The following is a 21,018-nucleotide window of genomic DNA, read 5'->3' as shown; positions in this document are numbered from 1 at the left end:
ACACCTTAGGCACGGGTGTGTTGCTCCGGGATGGACCTAAGCGGGCACGTTCATCGACTCCACGACCCGGACCAGTGGCGCCAGTTCGGGGTTCGTGGCCGCCGCGTCGAGGGCCTCGCGCAGGGCGGTGTCGTTGGTCGGGCGGGCCTCTTCGAGGAGGGTGAGGCCGGCCTCGGAGACGTTCGTGTAGATGCCACGTCGGTCGGTCGGGCACAGGTACCGCGCGAGCAGGCCGCGGTCCTCCAGCCGGGTGACCAGCCGGGTGGTGGCGCTCTGACTGAGGACGACCGCGTCGGCGACCTGCCGCATCTGCAGATGGCCCCCGTCACCGTCGTGCTGCCGGCTGAGCACGTCGAGCAGCGAGTACTCGCGCATGCTCAGGTCGTGCTTGGCCTGCAGGGCGCGCTCGATGTGCGCCTCGATCCTCCCGTGCAGCAAGGAGAGAGCGCACCAGCCCTGGGCGAGGGCGGTGAGTGCGGGGTCCGTCGCTGTCATTGGCGTTTCCTCCGTCCCGGAGCGGTTGAACCCAGGATAGAGCACAGATGAAATAGTCCGCGCTTGCATATAGCCCGCGCCTGCAACTATTGTGAGCGCAGGCAAAGCGCTCCTGCAATCTTCTGGGAAGGGTACCTCCACATGCCTCTCGCGCTACTGGCCCTCGCGATCGGGGCCTTCGGAATCGGAACGACCGAGTTCGTGATCATGGGGTTGCTGCCCCAGGTCGCGGGTGACTTCGGGGTCTCCATCCCCACCGCGGGACTGCTGGTCACCGGCTACGCGCTGGGTGTGGTGATCGGTGCCCCGCTGATGACCGTGCTCGGTACCAAGGTCCCCCGCAAGCGGATGCTGATGCTGCTGATGGGCCTGTTCATCGTCGGCAACCTGCTCTCCGCCGTCGCCCCCAGCTTCTCCGTGATGCTGATCGGCCGCGTGGTCGCCTCGCTCGCCCACGGCGCCTTCTTCGGCATCGGCTCGGTCGTCGCGGCCGGACTGGTCGCCCCGGACAAGAAGGCCGGAGCCATCGCGATGATGTTCACCGGACTGACCGTCGCCAACGTCGTCGGCGTCCCGCTGGGCACCCTCATCGGGCAGTCCGTCGGCTGGCGCGTCACCTTCGCCGTCGTCGCGGGCCTCGGTGTGATCGGCCTGGCCGGTATCGCCAAGCTCGTGCCCGACCTGCCCAAGCCCGAGGGCGTACGGCTGCGCCACGAAGTGGCCGCCTTCAAGAACACCCAGGTCCTGCTCGCCATGGCGATGACCGTGCTCGGCTTCGGTGGCGTCTTCGCGGCCATCACCTACATCGCGCCGATGATGACCCACGTCGCCGGCTTCGCCGACGGCTCCGTCACCTGGCTGCTCGTCCTCTTCGGCCTCGGCATGGTCGGCGGCAACCTCGTCGGCGGCAAGTTCGCCGACCGCGCCCTGATGCCCATGCTGTACGTCTCGCTGGGCTCCCTGGCCGTCGTGCTCGCGCTCTTCACGGTCACCGCGCACAACAAGATCGCGGCAGCCGTCACCATCGCCCTCATCGGCGCCCTGGGCTTCGCCACCGTGCCGCCGCTGCAGAAGCGGGTTCTCGACCAGGCACACGGTGCCCCGACGCTGGCCTCGGCCGTGAACATCGGCGCGTTCAACCTCGGCAACGCGCTGTCCGCCTGGCTCGGCGGCATCGTCATCGCGGCCGGCTTCGGCTACACCGCCCCGAACTGGGTCGGCGCCGTCCTCGCCGCGGCCGCCCTGGTCCTCGCGATCCTCTCGGCCGCCCTGGAGCGCCGCACCAGTGCCCACGGCGCGGTCGTGGCGGCCGGCACGACGAGCGGGCAGCGGACCGCCGTCCACCACTGACCCCGCCCGGCCGGACCGGGGAGACGCGGGGTCAGGGCCGTCCCCGTGCATTCCCACCGGCCTCGGTCACCCGACCAACAGCCGACCTCGGCTGTCCGACCCCCACCAGAAACAGCAACACCCGCAAGGAGAAACCCTGATGAGCACCACCACCGCCGTAGCCCCGCTGACCATCCAGGACGCCGAAGCGCTCGTCGCCGAGGCCCGCCGAGCCGCGGAGGCCGCCGGGGTCACCGTGAGCATCACCGTGCTGGACGCGGGCGGTCATCTGCTGGCCTTCCGGCGGGACGACCGGGCTGTGCTGATCTCCGGTGAGACCAGCACCCGCAAGGCGTACACCGCGCTCCAGCTGAACGCGCCCACCGCCGACCTCGTCGACGCTGTGCAGCCCGGAGGCATCTTCCACACCCTGCCCACCGCGCTCGACCGGCCGCTGCTGTTCATCGGGGGCGGTATCCCGGTGCACCGTGACGGCCGGCTGATCGGAGCGGTCGGGGTCGGTGGCGGCGCGCCCGCGCAGGACCACGGCTTCGCTCAGGCCGCTGTAGAGGCGCTTGTCTGACGTCTGTGGGTGACGGAAACGCCGGTTCTCGACGAGGTTGGTCGGGAACCGGCGTTCTGGGTGTTCGGGGACCGTCAGCCGGCTGCGACCGTCAGTGGGGCGAAGCGTCGTGTCCAGTCGCCGGGCAGTTCGGCGATGCCATACGTCATCACGGAGTTGAAGGCGGAGGAGGCGAGGCCGTGTTCCTTCGCCCAGGACAGCAGGTCCTTGTGGCGTACGTCGATGTCGGTGCGCAGGGGACGGTCGGTGCGGGCGGCGAGTGAGGCGAGGAGGGCCTTCGCCGCCTCCGTGTCCTGTGCGATCAGTGGGCCCACGACCTGGGTGTCCATGTTGGGCCAGGCGGCTGCGTAGCCGATGATCCGGCCGTTCTCCTCCGCGACCCTCAACTGGTCGGAGAAGGCGGGCAGTCGCGTGATGAGGGGCGTGCGGTCGGTGCCGAACACCGCCTCGTCGAGGCGCAGGATGCCGGTGAGGTCCTCGGCCGTGGCCGCACGGGTGGCGATCGGGGACTCGGGTCCGGCAGATGTGAAGTGGCCGCGCAGGGTCTCGGCCCGGCCGGTCGCCTTGAAGCCGAGTTCTTCGTAGAGCGGGCGGCCGTTCGGGGTCGCGTACAGGGTCAGTGGTGTGGTGCCCATCGCTGAGACCAGGTGGCGCATCAGGCGGCGTCCCACGCCCTGACGGGCGTACCGCTCGGCGACCAGGACCATGCCGATGGCAACCAGATCCGGGCGGTCCTGCGGGCCGTACTCCGTGACGACGCATGCCGCGAGGAGACCGCCCTCGGGGGCGTCGATGCCGTAGCCCTTCCCGGCGCTGAGGAGAAAGCCCCACTTGTGTTCCTCGCGTGGCCACCCCCGGTCCTCGGACAAGTCGGCGCAGGCAAGGCGATCGCGGAGCGTCAGCCGGCGGATGGGCAGAGCGGCTAGGGAAGGAGTTGGCACGCAGGTCAGGCTGTCTGACGTGCGTTGTCGGCGTCCACCTGTTTCCGGTGAGACGTACGTGCTTTTAGCCATGTCGTGATCAGCGGCACAACGCACCCACAGAAGCCGGATGTTTCACGTGAAACACCGGCGAACGGCGAGCATCCGGCAGCCTCGGGGAAGGTGCCACAGTTGCGCCAACTAATCTCGTGACTCATGGCGAGACTTCATCTTTTCGACCTCGACGGCACTTTGCTGCACGGAACCAGCGCACCCCTGGAGATCTCCCGTCAACTCGGCCTGGAGGCCGAGACGGTGGAACTCGAACAGGCGATCTCGACCGGGCTGATCGGGCCGCCGGAGTATGCGACCCGCGTGTACACGCTGTGGGCGGATCTCACCGAGGCGCATGTGGCGGCGGCCTTCGAAGGGGCCCCATGGCTGGCGCGGATCCGTGAGGTCTGGGCCGAGATCAGGAGCGCCGGCGAATACTGCGCCGTCGTATCGCTCTCGCCTTCTTTCTTTGTGGAACGGCTCACGGGCTGGGGCGCCCACGCGGCACACGGATCGCTTTTCCCCGCCGTGCCGTTCACCGCGCCGTCCATGGACCTGGCCGGAGTCCTCAACTCCGCTGCCAAGGTGGTGATCGCGGACCGGCTGTGTGAGGAGTTCGGGGTGACCCGAGCGGACTGCGTCGCGTACGGCGACTCGATGTCGGACAAGGACCTGTTCGGTGCTGTGCCCGTCTCCGTCGCGGTCAACGCGGATCAGCATCTGTCGGGCCTCGCGACCCACTCCTATGAGGGGCGGGATCTATGGGATGCCTACGAATTGGTGCGCGCCGCCCGGTAATTGAGGGAATCGATGGTTCGCCCCTCCCCTTGGCCGAGGGGGAGCGAGGCGGCATTTGTGTGCGGACCACGGGCCGGTAGGGTCGACTCCGGTTCTTGTCCGGAGCCGGACGCCGCGTGAGAGTACTGCGGGCAATGTCACACTCTCGCCTTACTTGTCCGTACGCAGTGGGAATGTGGGTTGGATATGGCTGTATCGGCAGCTTGACCGAACGGGGAGAAGCAAGCCGTCCGCGCGGAAGCAGTCAGCTTCCGGCTGAGGAAGCGCGCAGACCGACCGAAAGATGTTCGAGGCGAGGCACACCATGGACGCTCCGACCACCCCGTCGGTCGACAACGGCACGTCCGGCGGCAGCGGCGGAGGCGGCTGGTTCACTCCGCGCAAGCAGCCGGAGGTGTCTCCGGGCGAAGAGCGTGGGACGACGGAGGGACGGCGTCCGGCCGTACTGCGTCCGGTCCGCAGGGGCGCGGCGGCGGGGAACAAAGGGCTTCCGCCCACGGAGAGTTCGGACCCATCGACTCCACCGGCCCCTCCGACCTCATCGACTCCACCGGCCCCATCGACTCCACCGGCCTCAGCGGCTCCGCCCGCCTCGCTGGCTCCGAGCGGCGGCAGTGCCGCGCCCTATCCGGACGGGCACACCGCTCAGAGGGGCGTGGCGCCGGGACAGCAGCGAATACCGTCGGCCGTGACCGCCCCGCAGCGCTCAACTCCCGTCCAGCCCTCAACTCCCGCCCTGCGCATGGCGCCCGCCCCCGCGCTGGCAGCACCCCCGCCTCCCGCACCGCAGCCCGCCGCCGCACTCGCTCCGGCCGTCGCTGAAGCTGCCCTGGCCGCCCCCGTGCGCGTGCCCGCCCAGCGTTCTTCCGGCCCCGCCACCGCCACAGAGAAGGCCTCCCCGGACGCCGTACTCATCCGTCGGACGATGGCCGAAGCCGGTCCCGTGGCCGACAAGGTCACCTCGTACTTCTACGCGCTGCTCTTCGTGCGCCACCCCGAGCTGCGGTCGCTGTTCCCGGCGGCGATGGACACCCAGCGGGACCGGTTGCTCAAGGCGCTGCTGACCGCCGCCGAGCACATCGACAACACCGAGGTCCTCGTCGCGTATCTGCAGAACCTCGGCCGCGGACACCGCAAGTACGGCACTCGGCCCGAGCACTACCCGGCCGTCGGCGAGTGCCTCATCGGTGCGCTGAACAAGTACGCCTCCGCCGTCTGGGACGCCGAGATGGAGGCGGCCTGGGTGCGGGCGTACACGACGATCTCGCAGGTCATGATCGACGCGGCCGCAGCGGACGAACTGCGGGCTCCGGCCTGGTGGCACGCGGAGGTCGTCACCCATGACCTCAGGACCCGGGACGTCGCCGTCGTCACCCTCCGCCCGGACCAGCCCTATCCGTTCCTCGCCGGGCAGTACACGAGCCTGGAGACGCCCTGGTGGCCGCGGATCTGGCGGCACTACTCCTTCGCCTCCGCCCCCCGCTCGGACGGGCTGCTGACCTTCCATGTGAAGGCCGTCCCCGCGGGCTGGGTCTCGAACGCGTTGGTGCACCGCGCCCGGCCCGGCGACGTCATCCGGCTCGGCCCGCCGACCGGCTCGATGACCGTGGACCACACCACCGACAGCGGACTGCTCTGCGTCGGTGGCGGCACCGGCATAGCGCCGATCAAGGCACTGGTCGAGGACGTCGCCGAACGCGGTGAGCGGCGCCCGGTGGAGGTCTTCTACGGCGCCCGTACCGACCACGACCTCTATGACATCGACACGATGCTCCGGCTCCAGCAGTCCCATCCGTGGCTCGCGGTCCGGCCGATCGTCGACCGGCCGGGAAGCCTTCAACTCCCGGACGCCATACGCACGTACGGACCGTGGAACGAGTACGACGCCTACGTCTCGGGCCCGCCCGGAATGATCCGCAGCGGTGTCCACGCCCTGCGGGACGCAGGCATCCCGCAGGAGCGCATACGGCACGACTCGGTCGAGGAGCTGGTGGCCACCGGGGACTGACCCGGTGCCGGAGGCGTCAGCCCAGGTCGGAAGCGTGCATCGCGAGGACCCCTTCGATGTTGCCGTCCAGGTAGTGCCGTAGAGACAGGGGTACGAGGTGGACGGACGCGATGCCTACGCGGGTGAAGGGCACTCTGACGATCTCGTACTCGCCGAGGGGCTCGTCCACTTCGGGGCCGTGGCGTAGCGCCGGGTCCATGGACTCCAGGTGGCAGACGAAGAAGTGCTGCACCTTCACGCCGGTCGAGGCCGCGTCCGCGCCGATGTGCTCGACGGTGTCCACGAAGCAGGGCACCACGTCGGTGATCTTGGCGCCGAGCTCCTCGTACACCTCCCGGTGCAGGGCGTCGACGACGGTGGTGTCCTCGGGTTCGACCCCGCCACCGGGCGTGACCCAGTAGGGATCGACACCTGGCTTGGTGCGCTTGATCAGGATCAGGGCGTCACCGTCGAGGAGAACGGCACGTGCGGTGCGCTTGACCACGGGTCGGACGGTCATGGGAGAAATGTGGCCCGACTGGTTCCACGTGAAACATCGCACGACGTGACCTTGACGGTTCGGAGCGTGATGTTTCACGTGGAACCAGTGGGTTCGTCGCGGAACGGCGGCAAAGTGCCTGGTCAGCCCCAGTCGGTCGCGGCCCGCTGCAGCCACTCGTGGGCCCGGGCGATGTGCGGCATCGCGAGAGTGCCGGTGCGCACCACCAGGAAATACGTCCGCAGTGGTGGAATCGCGGGTTCGTGGAGCGGGACGACCTCGCCGCGCTTCAGCGCCAGGGCGCACAGATAGCGGGGCAGTACCGCGAGCCCGGCGCCCGCGATCGCGCACGCGAGGACCGCGCGGAGGTCCGGCACGATCACGGTGCCCGGGGCGGCCGGGCGGGAGTCGAAGACGGAGGCCCAGTACCGGGAGACGAAGGGCAGCGACTCGTGGACCTCGATCACGGGGAGGTCGTCCGGGGCGGGCGCGTCCTCGGAGCCGAGTTTCGCGGAGCCGAGCTGCTCGGCCCGGTGTGGGGCGGCGACCAGGATGTGCTCCTCGTCGCAGAGCGTTGTCGCGGTGAGCAGAGCACCTCGCGGACGGGCCGTGCTGATGGCCAGATCATGATGTCCCGCGGCCAGTCCCTCCAGGGTTTCCTCGGCGTTCCCGAAGGACGCGCGCAGCGCGAAGCCCTGGCCGTCGTCCCCGGTCAGCTCTGTGAGCGCGGGCAGGGCCCGTTCGGCGGTGAACTCGGGGGGACCGGCGAGATGCAGGGTGCGCAGCGAGGCGTCGTTGTCAGGCCCCGTCTCGGCTATCTCCACGAGGGCGTCGAGATGGGGCGCGGCCTTGTGCGCGAGTTCGTCGCCCATGGTCGTGGGGGTGACTCCACGGGCCTGGCGCAGGAACAGGGGGCGGCCCAACTGCCGTTCCAGGGTGCGGATCTGGGACGTCACCGCCGGCTGCGAGAGGCCGAGCAGGGCTGCGGCGCGGGTGAAGGAGCCGGCCCGGTGCACGGTCACGAAGGTGCGCAGCAAGGCCAGATCCATGGCACGCACTCTCCTCTCCCCACCCTTCCTCCGGCCCCGGGCAGGGCCCAACTATAAATAAGTCGATAGGTCTCTGTCGCTACTGTGATTGGACACTGACACAGAGTCAACTAGCCTTGTGCGCGCGGTTCTTCGCGCGCAGAACCGAGGACGGTCCGAGCCACGAGGGGGGAGGCTCGGACCGTCCGTTGTGCGTAGCCGGACACCGACCGGCGGTGCGTAAAGCGGTCACCGCGCCGACTCGTCCAGCGCACGCAGCACATCGGCCACCAGGTCCTCGGGGTCCTCGGCACCGACCGAGAGACGAACGAAGCCCTCCGGTACCGCGTCCCCTCCCCAGCGCCCCCGCCGCTCGGCGGTGGACCGCACTCCGCCGAAGCTCGTCGCGTCGTCCACGAGCCGCAGCGCGTCGAGAAAACGCTCGGCACGCGCGCGCGTGGGCAGCGTGAAGGAAACCACACACCCGTAGCGCCGCATCTGCTGCGAGGCGATCTTGTACGAGGGGTCGTCGGGCAGCCCCGGGTAGCGCAGGCCCGTCACGTCGGCCCGTTCGCGCAGGGCCTGGGCGAGGATCAGCGCCGTGGCGTTCTGCCGGTCGACCCGCAGCTGGAGCGTGGCGATCGAGCGGTGCGCGAGCCAGGCCTCCATGGGCCCGGGAATCGCGCCGACGACCTTGCGCCAGCGGCGTACGGCGGCCATCGCGGTGGCGTCGGTCCCGGCGACGTACCCGAGGAGGACGTCCCCGTGTCCGGTGAGCTGCTTGGTGCCGCTTGCCACGGCGAAGTCGGCGCCGAGTTCCAGCGGGCGCTGTCCCAGGGGTGAGGCGAGGGTGTTGTCGACGGCCACGAGGGCGCCACGCGCGTGTGCCGCCTCGGCGAGCCGTCGTACGTCGCACACGTCGAGCCCGGGGTTCGACGGGGTCTCGATCCACAGCAGCTTGGCGCCGTCGAGGAGGGCGAGCTGGGCGTCCCCGCCGGTCGGCGCGGTGCGCACCTCGATGCCGTACGCCTCCAACTGCTCGCGCACCAGGGGCAGTACCTGGTAGCCGTCGTCGGGCAGGACGACCGCGTCGCCGGCGCGCAGCTGGGAGAAGAGCACCGACGAGATGGCGGCCATGCCGGAGGCGAACACGAGCGTCTCGACGTCGTCCCGCCCGGGCGCCTCCAGCTCGCCGATGGCGCGCTCCAGATGGGTCCAGGTGGGGTTCTCGTCGCGGCCGTACTTGTACGGGCCCGTCGCCTCGCCCGGGAGATGGAAGTGCGCGGCGAACACCGGCCCGGGGAGCGTCGGTTCGTACTTGACCGGCTCGGGCAGACCGGCCCGCACCGCGCGCGTGCCGTCCCCTGCACCGTTGTCTGCAGCGGAATCACTCATACCGCTCGTCCCTCCACTTCGTCGCGCACCGCGGCGAGCAGACTCTCGCTCGCCGCCTCCACCATCTCAAGACACTCCTCGAAGCCGTCCAGGCCCCCGTAGTACGGATCCGGTACGTCGAGGTCGCCAGTGGCGTCGGGGTCGTAGGAGCGGAGCAGGTGGACCTTCTCGGCGTCCCGCTCGGTCGGGGCGAGGCGGCGCAGGATCTTGCGGTGGCCGGAGTCGAGGGCGATGACGAGGTCCAGGCGGGAGAACCAGGAGGCCTGGAACCGGCGGGCGACGTGGTCGGTGCCGTAGCCGTGCTCCTCCAGGACGGCGACGGCGCGCGGGTCGGCGCCGTCGCCCTCGTGCCAGCCGTCCGTGCCCGCGCTGTCGACCTCGACCAGACCGTCGAGCCCGGCCTCCGCCACCCGCGCGCGGAAGACCGCTTCGGCCATCGGCGAACGGCAGATGTTGCCGGTGCAGACGAAGCTGACGCGGTACGTCATCGCGCGCTCAGTCCCCTTCGGGCAGGACGACGTTGAGTGCCCAGGAGACGACCGAGATGATGAGGCCGCCCAGGACGGCGGTCCAGAAGCCCTCGACATGGAAACTCAGGTCGAGCTTGTCGGCCAGCCATGAAGTGAGCATCAGCATCAGCGCGTTGACCACCAGGGTGATCAGACCGAGCGTCAGGATGAACAGCGGGAAGGTCAGCACCTTGACGATCGGTTTGACCAGGAAGTTCACCACGCCGAAGACCAGGGCGACGAGGAGCAGCGTCCAGACCTTCTTGAAGGTGCTGTCACCGGTCAGGGTGATCTTGTCGAGGAGCCATACGGCGACCGCCAGGGCACCCGCGTTGGCGATCGTCTTGACTAGGAAATTCTTCATGTGTCTGATCGTGACAGAAGAGATCGACTCCGAGTGTGGACGAGGGCGATGAAGGCATTCCGGTTGGATGAACTGGAGGCGGAGCGTGCCGCCAACGATGGTGCGTACCTGCAGTTCCTGCGCGAGAAGAACATGTCGGTCGGCCTGTACGCGCTCGATTCCGGTGAGCACGACCGGCAGCAGCCGCACAACCAGGACGAGGTGTACTTCGTCGTGAGCGGCCGGGCCGCGATCACCGTCGGCATGGAGACCACCCAGGTGGCGCGCGGCAGCGTCGTCTACGTGCCGGCCGGGGTGGCCCACAAGTTCCACCACATCAGCGAGGACCTGCGGGTGCTCGTGGTGTTCTCTCCACCCGAAGCCTGACCCGCGTCTCAGGGTTCCCTAGGGGAACGGTCAGGGGAGGACAAGGGATGCGAGGCCCCCGTTGGGCCTTCGCGCGCCCTAGCATCGAGTGCAGGACATCAGAGATCCGGCACCGGAGTGCCGGACACGGACCGGACCCGGTACGAGCGACGGGCGGAGAGGTACAGGACGAGGACAATGCGAGAGATCTTCGCGGGACTGCCGTGGTGGGTGAAGTGGGTCGCGGTGCCGGTCATCGCCCTGGTCGTGTTCGGCGGGCTGATAGCGACCGTCGTGAGCATCGTCATCGGACTGCTCTTCAAGCTGCTGGTCTTCGTGGCGCTGGTCGGCGGAGTGATCTACGTCGTCCGGAAGTTCACGTCGAGCTCCTCCTCACGCGGCGACTGGTGAGGCCCTGCCGGCCGACCGGTGATCGGTAACAGGAATCACCGGTTCCCTCGGGCGGGGGAAGTTTCCCGGACAGGCCGTCTGCCGGCGGTGGCGGGCGGTTAAAGTCCGGAATTCGACGCGGGGACGAACCCCGCGGGCGGCGCACCCCCTCCCCGTGTTCCCCGCACGGGCTGCCCCCTCGCGCTCCGGGAGTGACCCTTGGCCACGGTTGACACCGCACCCGTAGAACCACACGCACGCCCCACCCTGCCCGTCCCGCCCACGTGGCCGCGCTCGATGGCGGTCCCCGCACAACTGCGGCCGGTGTCACAGTCAGGTCCTGCGGCACAGCCAGGTTTGGTGGAACGGTCGGGTCCGGTGGCACAGTTGCGGCCGGTGTCACAGCCGAAGCCGGTGGTACAGCAGCGCCCGGTGCCGACTCCGCCGCGGCAGCGCTCCGCGAGGGCCACCGACCAGCAGCCCTTCACCGCAGCCCCTGACCGGCAGCGCTCAGCGACGGCCGACGGCCCGCAGCAGTCCGCCACCACCCTCATCGGTTCCGTCCAACGGGCCATGCGCCTGCTGGAGTCCGTCGCCGGACACGAACACGGAGCACCCGCCAAGCAACTGGCCCGCGAGACCGGCCTCGCCCTCCCCACGGCGTACCACCTGCTGCGCACCCTCGTGCACGAGGGATATCTCCGCCGCGACAAGGGGCTGTTCTTCCTCGGGGAGGCGGCCGAGCGGCTGGGCAGCAGCGGGGCGCAGGAGAAACGTCGCAGCACGATCGTCGACGCGTTGGCGCAGTGGCGGGATTTGATCGGTGCACCGGTGTACTACGCGATGTACCGCGACGGCGAGATCGAGGTGCTGTGCGTCTCCGACACCCCCGGCAGTCCGGCGGTCGAGGAGTGGGCGGACTTTCGTGAGACGGGGCACGCGCATGCGATCGGCCAGTGTCTGCTGGCCCAGTTGGGCGAGGACGTCCGCCGCGACCACCTCGACCGCTACCCCGTGCGGTCCCTCACGCCCTACACCGTGCGCGACGGTCAGGCCCTGGTGCGGCGCCTGGACCGGATGCGGCGGACGGAGCTGGTGGTGGAGCGCCAGGAGTACGCGCTGGGGACGGTCTGCGCGGCGATTCCGATCACCCTCGGCGCCACGGCCGCCACGATGGCCATCTCCCTGCCCTCGCATCAGGCCGATCGACTGCCGGTCGCGGCGCGGCAGTTGCAGGCCGAGGTAGGCAGGCTTCTGGGGTCGCTCGCGCTCTCTATCAGTATCTGAAAACTTACTCCTTGTGATCTAACGTGTACGTTCAGCAATATTCCTTCAGTGTCACGGGGATCATTCCCGGCCAGGCGACGGCAGTTGACGGGATAGGCGATGCGCGAGTCCGTACAGGCAGAGGTCATGATGAGCTTCCTCGTTTCCGAGGAGCTCTCCTTCCGTATCCCGGTCGAGCTGGGCTACGAGACGTCCGATCCGTACGCCGTGCGGCTGACCTTCCATTTGCCGGGCGACGCCCCGGTGACCTGGGCCTTCGGTCGCGAGCTGCTGATCGACGGGCTGGGCATGGCGTGCGGGGAGGGCGATGTGCGGATCGAGCCCGTCGACCCCGAGACGCTGGGCGAGGTGCTGATCCGGCTTCAGGTGGGCAGCGACCAGGCACTGTTCCGCACCGGCGCGGCCCCGCTCGTGGCGTTCCTCGACCGCACCGACCGGCTGGTTCCGCTCGGTCAGGAAGGTGCCCTCGCGGACTTCGACACCCACCTCGACGAGGCGCTGGACCGCATCCTGGCGGAGGAGCAGAGCGCGGGGTGAGGTGTTGTGCCGGCGGCGGGGTCGGGAGTTGGCGTAACGCTTCGCCAGGAGCCCTGAGCTGAAGCCGCTGGAGGCGCTGTGAGTCCTGAAGGGCCCTGTGGAGTTCTGAAGGCCTCGGGTGAGGTTGAAGTCCTGGGGGGCCCGGGGATTCGCAGTAACGCTTCTGCGCGGCTCCCTGGGGCCGTTCTCGCCGCCCACCGCAGTGCCTGTGGCGTCTCACCGCCCGCGGCATCTCAGTGCTTGCGGCGCCGGCCCTTCCCGCCGCGCGCCGCAGCGGGCTTGGCGCTCGGTGCCGCCGTGGCCGCACCTGCCGTAGCCGCAACCGCACCCGCCGGAACCGCCTCGGGTCCCGGTCGGTCCGCCGAGACCACCAGGGCCGCGAGGGCCGTGGTGACCGGTACCGACGCGACCAGGCCGATGGAACCCACCAGCGTGCGCACGATCTCCTCGGCGACCAACTCGCTGTTGGCGACCGCTCCCACGCTGCTCTGCGCGATGGAGAAGAGCAGCAGCAGGGGCAGGGCGGCGCCCGCGTAGGCGAGGACGAGCGTGTTGACGACCGACGCGATGTGGTCGCGGCCGATGCGGATGCCCGCGCGGTACAGCCCGCGCCAGCCCATCGAGGGGTTGGCCTCGTGGAGTTCCCAGACCGCCGACGTCTGGGTGACCGTCACATCGTCGAGCACGCCGAGCGAACCGATGATGACGCCGGCGAGCAGCAGGCCGCTCATGTCGATCGATGGGTACAGCCCGTGGATCAGGCCCGTGTTGTCGTCCGTGTTCCCGGTCAGCGCGGCCCAGCCGATGAACACCGAGCCCAGGACGCCGATCAGCACCAGAGACATCAGGGTGCCGAGCACCGCCACCGACGTACGCGCCGACAGGCCGTGGCACATGTACAGGGCGATGAGCATGATGGCGCTCGATCCGACCACCGCCACGATCAGCGGGTTCGAGCCGTGCAGGATCGCGGGCAGGATGAAGAAGTTCAGGATCATGAAGCTGATGGCCAGTGCGACCAGCGCCATGACACCGCGCAGCCGGCCCACCACCACGACGACCAGCGCGAAGATCCCGGCGAGCAGTGCCATCGGGAACTTACGGTTCACATCGGTGACGGAGTACTGCAGATCCCTGGGCGCGGAGGGTTCGTACGCGACCACGACCTTCTCGCCCTGATGCAACTGCCGTGACTGGTCGGGCTGCACGATCTCCGTGAACGTACGGCCCTTGTCCTTGCCGGTGGAGACCGTGACCGTGGCCTTCTTGCAGGTGCCGGCCGCCTCCTGCGCCGCGGAGGAGCCCTCGGCGGTGGAGGTGTCCCCGGTCGAGCCCCCGCCCGAGGCGTTCACCGACGCGCAGCTCACGCTGACGACCTTGGTGACCGTCGCCTGCTGTGTCTGCCGGTCGAAGCCGACCCCGGTGCGCTTGTGCGACGGGGCGCCGCCGGGCCAGAGCACCACCATGCCGACCACGACCGCCACCGTGAACGGGATCAGGATCGCCGCGATGACCTTCCGCAGATGCCGGGAGACGGGGGCGGCGGGGCCGTGGCTGTGCGAGTGACCGTGCCCACCGCCTGCCCCGGAACTGTGCCCGCCGTCTCCACCCGGTCCGTGTCCGCCGTCCCCGCCCGATCCGTGGTCGTGCCCGGAACCAGAACCGTGGTCGTCGCCAGATCCCTGGTCGTGGCCATGCGGCGGCCCGGTCGGCGGGTACGGGGGCTGCTGTGTCGTGGTCACCGCCCGATCATCGCAAGAACGCCGGAGGCCCACTGTTCACCGCGCCACTTATGACGCTAGCGTGGAGGCACCTTTGCACACGCGGGAGCTCGGAGCACCGGGCTGAGAGGGCGCTGACCTTCGTCTCTGCGATGTTTCACGGGAAACGTCACCTGAATCGAGTGATGTTTCACATGAAACATCGGCTGACGGAAGCCGCTGCGTCGACCGCCGAACCTGTTACCGGGTAATGCCGGCGTAGGGAGTAGGTCTCATGACCAACAAAGACGTACGCACGTCTGCCGTCAGCCAGGACGAACAGCCCATTCCGGGCGAAGAGTTCGCGCGGGCCGAGCAGTCCACGGAGGCTGGAAAGCCGACGGAGGCCGAGCGGTCCATCGGCTGGCACAAGGGGTACGTCGCGGGCTCGCGCCCCGATCTGCGGGTGCCGGTCCGTCAGGTGCACCTCACCAACGGGCAGTCCGTGACGCTGTACGACACCTCCGGCCCGTACACCGATCCGCTCGTCGACACCGACGTCCGCAGGGGGCTGGCGCCGCTGCGGGAGAACTGGATCATCGCGCGCGGCGACACCGAGGAGTACGCGGGCCGTCCCGTCCGCCCCGAGGACGACGGCATCAAGCACACCTCACCGCGCGGTGGACTCCGCAACCTCGACGCGGTGTTCCCCGGCCGGCCGCGTCAGCCGCGCCGAGGCCGTGACGGTACGCCGGTCACGCAGCTCGCCTACGCGCGACGTGGCGAGATCACGCCCGAGATGGAGTTCGTGGCCGTACGGGAGAAGGTTTCGCCCGAGGTGGTCCGGGAGGAGATCGCGGCCGGGCGGGCGGTGCTGCCGGCCAACGTGAACCATCCGGAGATCGAGCCGATGATCATCGGCAAGCGGTTCCTGGTGAAGGTCAACGCCAACATCGGTAATTCCGCGGTCACTTCCTCCATCGAGGAGGAGGTCGAGAAGATGACCTGGGCGACCCATTGGGGCGCCGACACGGTCATGGACCTGTCCACCGGCCGCAACATCCACACCACCCGTGAGTGGGTGCTGCGCAACTCCCCCGTCCCCATCGGCACGGTGCCGCTCTACCAGGCGCTCGAAAAGGTCGACGGCCGCGCCGAGGAGCTGACCTGGGAGATCTACAAGGACACGGTCGTAGAACAGGCCGAACAGGGCGTGGACTACATGACCGTCCACGCGGGCGTGCGGCTGCCGTTCGTACCGCTGACGGCGAACCGCAAGACGGGCATCGTCTCGCGCGGCGGCTCGATCATGGCGGCCTGGTGCCTGGCCCACCACAAGGAATCGTTCCTCTACGAGAACTTCGAGGAGCTGTGCGAGATCCTCGCCGCCTACGACGTCACGTACTCGCTGGGCGACGGTCTGAGGCCGGGGTCGATCGCGGACGCCAACGACGAGGCCCAATTCGCGGAGTTGCGGACGCTCGGGGAACTCAACACGATCGCGAAGCGTTTCAACGTACAGACCATGATCGAGGGCCCGGGACATGTCCCGATGCACAAGATCAAGGAGAACATCGACCTTCAGCAGGAGATCTGTGATGAAGCTCCGTTCTATACGCTCGGCCCGCTGACGACGGACGTCGCGCCGGCGTACGACCACATCACCTCCGGCATCGGTGCTGCGATGATCGCCTGGTGGGGCACGGCCATGCTCTGCTATGTCACGCCCAAGGAGCACTTGGGCCTGCCCAATCGTGACGACGTCAAGACCGGCGTCATCACCTACAAGATCGCCGCCCACGCAGCCGACCTCGCCAAGGGGCACCCCGGTGCGCAGGAATGGGACGACGCGCTGTCCGACGCCCGCTTCGAGTTCCGCTGGGAGGACCAGTTCAACCTGGCCCTCGACCCGGACACGGCACGGGAGTTCCACGACGAGACGCTTCCGGCGGAGCCGGCCAAGACGGCGCACTTCTGCTCGATGTGCGGGCCGAAGTTCTGCTCGATGAAGATCAGTCAAAGCATCACTGCGCAGTTCGGCGGTACGGCTGCCGCTGGGGCGACGGCTGACGAGGTCGCTGAGGGGATGCTCCAGAAGTCGAAGGAGTTCGCGGCGAGCGGGAACCGCGTGTATCTGCCGCTGGCGGACTGAACCTGTCCATGAACTGGCGCCTCCATCGAGGCTCCCGGTCGTCGATGCCGGGGGCCTCTTGGACGGGATGGCTCTGCTGGGCGTCGTAACAGAAGAGAGAAGATCGCGCAGGGTGCGATCAAGGTCTCTACTCTGCCTGGCATGGGTGGGATCGATCTGGCCAACGGGGTCGTCGGCGCTGTGCTCGGGATGCTGGTTGCCGTGCTGTTCCAGGACCCGATTCAGAACAGCTGGTACAGACTGCGCACTCGCTCAAGGAGCGCGGTACGCAACCTGCGACGCCAGGAGGAGTCCAGTCCCGCGTGGAGAACCTTCTCCCTCGGTCCTCTTCATACCTCCGCACTGATCGTCGAAGGGGACGGGGAGTCACCCATACCGGCGCAGGCTGTCTACATCCAGGTGCTGGACCAGGGAATCGAATTGCCTTCCGATATGGCTGACTGGTGGGCCGAGATCGAGGAAGAAAGCGAGCGTTTGAGGGCAGAGGGCCAGACACTGTTGTGGAACGGACCTCGATACGCGGTCGAGACGCTCGATGTCTCCCGGACTGCTCTTGAGGAACAGCCGGTAGTCCATCTGCGATTGCGCCCGACGGACTACTACACCTTTCTCGCGGCGCAACAACTGGACCGTCGACTGCCCGACGGGACCACCCCTCGTTCGCGCTATCTCGATCCCGGCGACCCTTTGCGAGCTCCCGCGTTTCTGCAGTGCAGTTTCGCCGTGAATATCGCGGTGGTGACAGCCGACGACATGCTGGTCGTCAGCCAGCGCAGTAACCGCGTCCGAATGGCACCCGGCGTCTGGAACTCGTCCGTCAACGAGGGCATGTCACGGCACATCGACTCCTCCGGCAGGAGCGCCCCCGACCTCTATGCGGTCGCCCGGCGCGGCATGCGGGAGGAACTGTCCATAGAACCGCATGAGTACGCACTCGACCTGCTTGCCTTTGCGCTGGACGTCGAGAAGCGTCATTGGAGCGCTCACTTTTACGCCAGACTCAAGGATTTGACCTGCGAGGGTCTGCAAGCCCGCATGAGCAGAGGAGTGGCAGATCGATGGGAACACCAGACCATCGATTTCGTGCCTTTCCGTCCCGCAGCAGTGATCAAGTACATGCTGCGTGCCGATCGCATTCATCGGTGGGCCCCTCTCGCGCCGGCACTCTTTCATCTCGCGCTGGTGCATGCCTACAGTCGCGCGCCAGTCGAAAGAGCAGAAGCGCAGATCGTCCGACGTATGGCGGACTGAGTAGAGGCGAGCGCCGTTCCGGAAGTTCGGCTGTTTCGTCTGTCGGCGCCTCGGCGCACGGACTGCCCTCGGGCGGGGCTACTGAGGTAGTGCCGGACCAATGTTCCGCAGCGCGTTGAGGATGGTGTCCTCGGTGGAGTGCACTTCGGGGTAGAGCTTCTCCGGGTCGGTGTGGAGCTGGTAGTCCCACACAATGCCGTAGATCCCGAGCGTGACGAACGAGAGCAGGAAGTGCATGCCGAAGCTGCGATTCAAGGCCGGGACGGGTTCGAAGGTCACGGGGTACCGGATGATGCCCAGCTTCGTCCACGTGACGCTGAGCTTGTCGTAGAAGTCCTGCTCGGTGAGCTGGATCTGCCACCAGAAGCGCATGAGCCGATAGGTCGCGATGCAGCCGTAGATCCCGAGCGTGATGAAGGACAGGAAGAGCGACAGCCCTGCCTTGATCGGTTTGTGATCGTCCTCGAAGCGTTCTTTGACGAAGCGCCGCAGGTCGTTCAGGTCGTCATGGGCGGCATCGTATTGACCATGTTCCTCGGCGTACTGCTTCGAGGCATCGATGACCGCGTTGTAGTAGTGCATGCGGCGGTTTCTGAACAGGTCTGCGCGGTTGAGCCGACGATAGAACATCACGATCACGTAGATGCCCAGCGTGACCCATGAGAGGAGGAAGAAGTAGATGCCCCACCCGACGAACCTCTGGTCCGTCGTACGCCGCTCGTGCACGTAGCGGTCTACTTGCTGTACTGCTTGGAGCTGTTCCATACGGGCCCCCAGTTGATGAGCCCCGGAAGCGCCGGGCGCGCCCCACGTTCCTCCCAGGGTAGGCCCGCAACTTCGTGATGGCCCTCCCAGGACATCCGCCTTGAGCGCGGCGATACCAAGGCCGAGGACGAAGAGGGCATGGCTCGGAAGTTCAGCTCTCGGCGGGCTTCTCGCACAAGGTGTGGTCGACGAGGGTGCCTGTCGCGCGGTTGAGGGCGGTCAGGTCTGGGGGTGCGGTGGTGGTCGTGATGGAGATCGTCACCGCGCGCCTGCCGTCCGCGCTCACCGCGGGGCGGGTGTTGACGCCCGCGCCGTCGCCCTCGTGGGTGTAGTAGAAACCGCCGCAGGAGAGCGGGATCTTGCGGAGGCCGAGGCCGTAGGTGCCCTCGGGCATCTCGGCCACGTCCTCCGGGTCGTCGGTGCGCTGGACGGTCTGCCGCATCTCGCGCCACTGCGCGGCGGGGAGCAACCGGCCGTCGGCCAGGGCACGGAAGAAGGTGTTCAGGTCGGCGGTGGCGCTGACCACACCGGAGTCCGCGGTGTGCTGGTAGCTGTGTTCGGTGACGTCGAGGCGCTTGCCGTCGGCGGTCGTCAGGTACGCGTTCACGTGCGGGTCGGGCAGGAAGGGGTTGAGTCCGGGGACGGAGGTGTTCCGCAGTCCGAGCTTCGCGATGATCCGGTGCGCGACCAGGTCCTGCCAGCTCGCACCGCCGGCCTTCTCGGCGATCATCCCGGCCAGCAGGTAGTTGGTGTTGGAGTATGCCCAGCGAGTGGGCCCGCCCGGCCGGGGTACGAACACCGGCCGGTGCTTCATCGCCACCGCGACCAGGTCGGCCGTGGGGGTGGTGTCGTAGCGGTTCTCGTCGAAGTGGTTGATCAGCGCGTCCTGGATCTCCGGGTCGTCGATGTAGTCGTACAGGCCGCTGGTCTGGCGGAGCAGGTCGCGGACGGTGATGCGGCTGCCGTCGTTGCCGTTGCCCGAGACGACCGACGGAAGCCAGTGCTCGACTGTGTCGTCGAGCGACAGGCGCTTCTCCGCGACGAGTTGGAGGACGACGGTCGCCACGAAGGTCTTCGTCGTGCTGGCCACGCGGAAGTGCGCGTTCCAGGGGATCGGGGCCGTGGAGCCGGCCGTGCGGGTGCCGATGCGGGCCATGAGGGGGGCGCCGTTCGGTCCGTCGACCCTGGCCAGTACGTTCACGTCGCCGCCGCCGGCCTTTCGTACGGCTGCGAGGTCCTGGCGGAGCGTGTGCTCGGTGTAGGACGACGGCTTCGGCGCGGTGTGCCTGGTGGTGGCGGTCGCGGCCAGGGGTGAGCCCAGGGCGAGGAGCGCTGCTGCCAGCACGGTTGCGCCGGTCTTCTTCGACGACGGCATCTGCATGGTCGTATCCCCCGGTGTTCTGGTTCTTGGTCGGTGACGATCACCAGCCAACCGGACCTGTCGGCGTGAGGGGATGGGACTGTCCTCCGGATCCAGGGTGCACCTGGCCCCCGTACGGCCTACGGGTTCGCCCCCGGCCGTAGATTTGTCTGTGGAGTTGAGTTGCTCCGGGGGTGTGTTGTCGTGGGGTGGGGGACTGGGGGATGGGGACCGTGATTCTTCTTCAGGTGACGGACGAGGCGCAGTCGCTGGCGTGGGACGGCGATGATCTGGTCGATGTCGTGGGTGGTCGGCGGTGGGGGCCTGATGGGGTGGAGCGCCGGGTTTCGGTCGATCATGGGTATTCCTTCGACCGGAGCGTCAGCTCTCCGTCCGGCCGCTTCACCGTGGTCTACGACGAGCGGGGCACCGAGGCACTGCTGCTGGAGGGCGACCGGCCGGTCCGTGAGCTGGAGCGCAATGACGACTACGCCGAGGACTTCGACTATCCGGTCGCCCTCGGGGTGCTGCGGGACGGCCGTGAGGTACTGGTGCACTGCCCGGACCAGTACGACCTCCTTGAGATCGAGGACGCGGAATCCGGAGAACGGCTCACGGTCGGCGACCGTACGCAGAACGACGTCCTCCACTCGCGGCTGGCGGTGTCTCCGGGTGGGACCCATCTGTTGTCGGCGGGCTGGGTGTGGCATCCGTACGGGATCGTCGAAGTATTCGACCTGGAACGGGCGTTGACGGATCCCACTGTGCTCGACGGCCGTGGCGTGCCGTCCTTCTACCCGGGCAACAGTTCCGAGGTGATCGCGGGCTGCTGGCTCGACGGTGACCGTGTGGCGGTGGCGACCGGGGAGGAGTTCGTCGACGAGGAGGAGACCGCGGCGAGCGCAGGCCTGGGCAAACGGCAGTTGGGCGTCTGGTCGCTCGCCGAGGAGCGGTGGGTGCATCGCAACAGGGTCGACTTCCACATCGGCACGCTGATCCCGCGGGGTGACACGATCGTCTCGTTGTACGGGCATCCGCGGCTGATTGATGTCACGACGGGGGCGTCGACGGCGGAATGGCCGGCCGTGGAGGTGCCGAGCAGGGAGGGGAGTTACGGGGTCACCCACATCCCGACGCCGGTCGCGGCCCTGCACCCGGACGGCAACCGACTGGCTGTCGCCCAGCCGGAGAGCATCGCGATCATCGCCCTTCCTGAGAAGGCGTCCTGAGAGGGCGTCCGGAGAGGGCGTCTTGAGAAGGCGTCCCCGTG

21 protein-coding genes and 1 riboswitch are annotated in these 21,018 nt (G+C 68.3%); of the genes, 11 read left to right on the top strand and 10 right to left on the bottom strand.

Going from position 1 to position 21,018, the window contains the following annotated elements:
* Positions 1-36: 36 nt before the first annotated feature.
* Positions 37-495: a MarR family transcriptional regulator gene (locus OG496_RS28835; RefSeq protein ID WP_366494815.1), complete on the bottom strand. Its 459-nt coding sequence runs from the start codon at positions 493-495 to the stop codon at positions 37-39.
* A gap of 141 nt (positions 496-636) precedes the next feature.
* Here OG496_RS28835 and OG496_RS28830 point away from each other — a divergent pair, with 141 nt between their 5' ends.
* Positions 637-1,845, top strand: a complete 1,209-nt coding sequence (locus OG496_RS28830) for an MFS transporter (protein WP_405972956.1) — start codon at positions 637-639, stop codon at positions 1,843-1,845.
* Positions 1,846-1,984: 139 nt separating this feature from the next.
* Positions 1,985-2,407, top strand: coding sequence for a heme-binding protein (locus OG496_RS28825; RefSeq protein WP_366494817.1), 423 nt, complete (start codon positions 1,985-1,987; stop codon positions 2,405-2,407).
* A 74-nt stretch (positions 2,408-2,481) separates the two neighbouring features.
* Here OG496_RS28825 and OG496_RS28820 read toward each other — a convergent pair whose 3' ends face one another.
* The gene (locus tag OG496_RS28820) at positions 2,482-3,348 is read right to left on the bottom strand and encodes a GNAT family N-acetyltransferase (protein WP_405972955.1); all 867 of its coding nucleotides are present in this window, start codon (positions 3,346-3,348) and stop codon (positions 2,482-2,484) included.
* A gap of 195 nt (positions 3,349-3,543) precedes the next feature.
* On the opposite strand from OG496_RS28820, the gene OG496_RS28815 reads away from it, so the two are divergent.
* Positions 3,544-4,179 (top strand): HAD family hydrolase, encoded by a 636-nt coding sequence (locus OG496_RS28815; RefSeq protein ID WP_405972954.1) that lies wholly within the window; start codon positions 3,544-3,546, stop codon positions 4,177-4,179.
* A 283-nt stretch (positions 4,180-4,462) separates the two neighbouring features.
* Entirely contained in the window at positions 4,463-6,187 is a 1,725-nt protein-coding gene (locus OG496_RS28810; RefSeq protein WP_405972953.1) for a globin domain-containing protein, read from the top strand.
* 16 nt (positions 6,188-6,203) lie between these two features.
* Here OG496_RS28810 and OG496_RS28805 read toward each other — a convergent pair whose 3' ends face one another.
* From OG496_RS28805 to OG496_RS28785, 5 genes are all read right to left on the bottom strand, one after another.
* Positions 6,204-6,686 (bottom strand): NUDIX domain-containing protein, encoded by a 483-nt coding sequence (locus OG496_RS28805; RefSeq protein WP_405972952.1) that lies wholly within the window; start codon positions 6,684-6,686, stop codon positions 6,204-6,206.
* Positions 6,687-6,808: 122 nt separating this feature from the next.
* Positions 6,809-7,714: a LysR family transcriptional regulator gene (locus tag OG496_RS28800; protein ID WP_405972951.1), complete on the bottom strand. Its 906-nt coding sequence runs from the start codon at positions 7,712-7,714 to the stop codon at positions 6,809-6,811.
* Between the two features lie 228 nt (positions 7,715-7,942).
* Complete coding sequence (locus tag OG496_RS28795; protein ID WP_405972950.1) at positions 7,943-9,088, bottom strand: cystathionine gamma-lyase; 1,146 nt, start codon at positions 9,086-9,088, stop codon at positions 7,943-7,945.
* Complete coding sequence (locus tag OG496_RS28790; protein WP_405972949.1) at positions 9,085-9,576, bottom strand: low molecular weight protein-tyrosine-phosphatase; 492 nt, start codon at positions 9,574-9,576, stop codon at positions 9,085-9,087. The genes OG496_RS28795 and OG496_RS28790 overlap by 4 nt, the downstream gene beginning before the upstream one ends.
* Positions 9,577-9,583: 7 nt before the next feature.
* Positions 9,584-9,961 carry a phage holin family protein gene (locus OG496_RS28785; protein WP_366494825.1) on the bottom strand — a complete coding sequence of 126 codons (378 nt, stop codon included), beginning with the start codon at positions 9,959-9,961 and terminating at the stop codon, positions 9,584-9,586.
* A 48-nt stretch (positions 9,962-10,009) separates the two neighbouring features.
* Between OG496_RS28785 and OG496_RS28780 the strand changes: the two genes are divergently transcribed.
* From OG496_RS28780 to OG496_RS28765, 4 genes are all read left to right on the top strand, one after another.
* Positions 10,010-10,327, top strand: coding sequence for a cupin domain-containing protein (locus tag OG496_RS28780; RefSeq protein WP_262060822.1), 318 nt, complete (start codon positions 10,010-10,012; stop codon positions 10,325-10,327).
* Positions 10,328-10,504: 177 nt separating this feature from the next.
* Complete coding sequence (locus OG496_RS28775; protein ID WP_019055111.1) at positions 10,505-10,717, top strand: DUF5326 family protein; 213 nt, start codon at positions 10,505-10,507, stop codon at positions 10,715-10,717.
* Between the two features lie 531 nt (positions 10,718-11,248).
* Complete coding sequence (locus OG496_RS28770; RefSeq protein WP_366494926.1) at positions 11,249-11,983, top strand: IclR family transcriptional regulator C-terminal domain-containing protein; 735 nt, start codon at positions 11,249-11,251, stop codon at positions 11,981-11,983.
* A 99-nt stretch (positions 11,984-12,082) separates the two neighbouring features.
* A complete protein-coding gene (locus OG496_RS28765; protein WP_366494827.1) occupies positions 12,083-12,520 on the top strand; it encodes an SsgA family sporulation/cell division regulator in 438 nt (145 codons plus the stop codon).
* A 233-nt stretch (positions 12,521-12,753) separates the two neighbouring features.
* Here OG496_RS28765 and OG496_RS28760 read toward each other — a convergent pair whose 3' ends face one another.
* Positions 12,754-14,262: a YibE/F family protein gene (locus OG496_RS28760; RefSeq protein WP_399394251.1), complete on the bottom strand. Its 1,509-nt coding sequence runs from the start codon at positions 14,260-14,262 to the stop codon at positions 12,754-12,756.
* Positions 14,263-14,333: 71 nt separating this feature from the next.
* A riboswitch (TPP riboswitch) is annotated at positions 14,334-14,523 on the top strand.
* Between OG496_RS28760 and thiC the strand changes: the two genes are divergently transcribed.
* Both thiC and OG496_RS28750 read left to right on the top strand, forming a co-directional pair.
* Positions 14,516-16,372: a phosphomethylpyrimidine synthase ThiC gene (gene thiC, locus OG496_RS28755; RefSeq protein WP_405972948.1), complete on the top strand. Its 1,857-nt coding sequence runs from the start codon at positions 14,516-14,518 to the stop codon at positions 16,370-16,372. (Overlaps the previous riboswitch by 8 nt.)
* Before the next feature lie 141 nt (positions 16,373-16,513).
* Positions 16,514-17,623: a hypothetical protein gene (locus OG496_RS28750; protein ID WP_405972947.1), complete on the top strand. Its 1,110-nt coding sequence runs from the start codon at positions 16,514-16,516 to the stop codon at positions 17,621-17,623.
* 78 nt (positions 17,624-17,701) lie between these two features.
* Here OG496_RS28750 and OG496_RS28745 read toward each other — a convergent pair whose 3' ends face one another.
* Both OG496_RS28745 and OG496_RS28740 read right to left on the bottom strand, forming a co-directional pair.
* Positions 17,702-18,388 carry a DUF4234 domain-containing protein gene (locus OG496_RS28745; protein ID WP_405972946.1) on the bottom strand — a complete coding sequence of 229 codons (687 nt, stop codon included), beginning with the start codon at positions 18,386-18,388 and terminating at the stop codon, positions 17,702-17,704.
* Positions 18,389-18,539: 151 nt separating this feature from the next.
* Positions 18,540-19,769 carry a serine hydrolase domain-containing protein gene (locus tag OG496_RS28740; RefSeq protein ID WP_405972945.1) on the bottom strand — a complete coding sequence of 410 codons (1,230 nt, stop codon included), beginning with the start codon at positions 19,767-19,769 and terminating at the stop codon, positions 18,540-18,542.
* 203 nt (positions 19,770-19,972) lie between these two features.
* On the opposite strand from OG496_RS28740, the gene OG496_RS28735 reads away from it, so the two are divergent.
* Positions 19,973-20,977 carry a hypothetical protein gene (locus OG496_RS28735; RefSeq protein ID WP_405972944.1) on the top strand — a complete coding sequence of 335 codons (1,005 nt, stop codon included), beginning with the start codon at positions 19,973-19,975 and terminating at the stop codon, positions 20,975-20,977.
* Positions 20,978-21,018 lie beyond the last annotated feature (41 nt).

Origin of the sequence: Streptomyces sp. NBC_00988 (assembly GCF_045162645.1) — a bacterium.
In the GTDB taxonomy this organism is placed as follows: Bacteria; Actinomycetota; Actinomycetes; order Streptomycetales; family Streptomycetaceae; genus Streptomyces.
The sequence above is the reverse complement of the archived record's forward strand: the minus strand, read 5'-3'. Positions and strand labels throughout refer to the sequence as shown.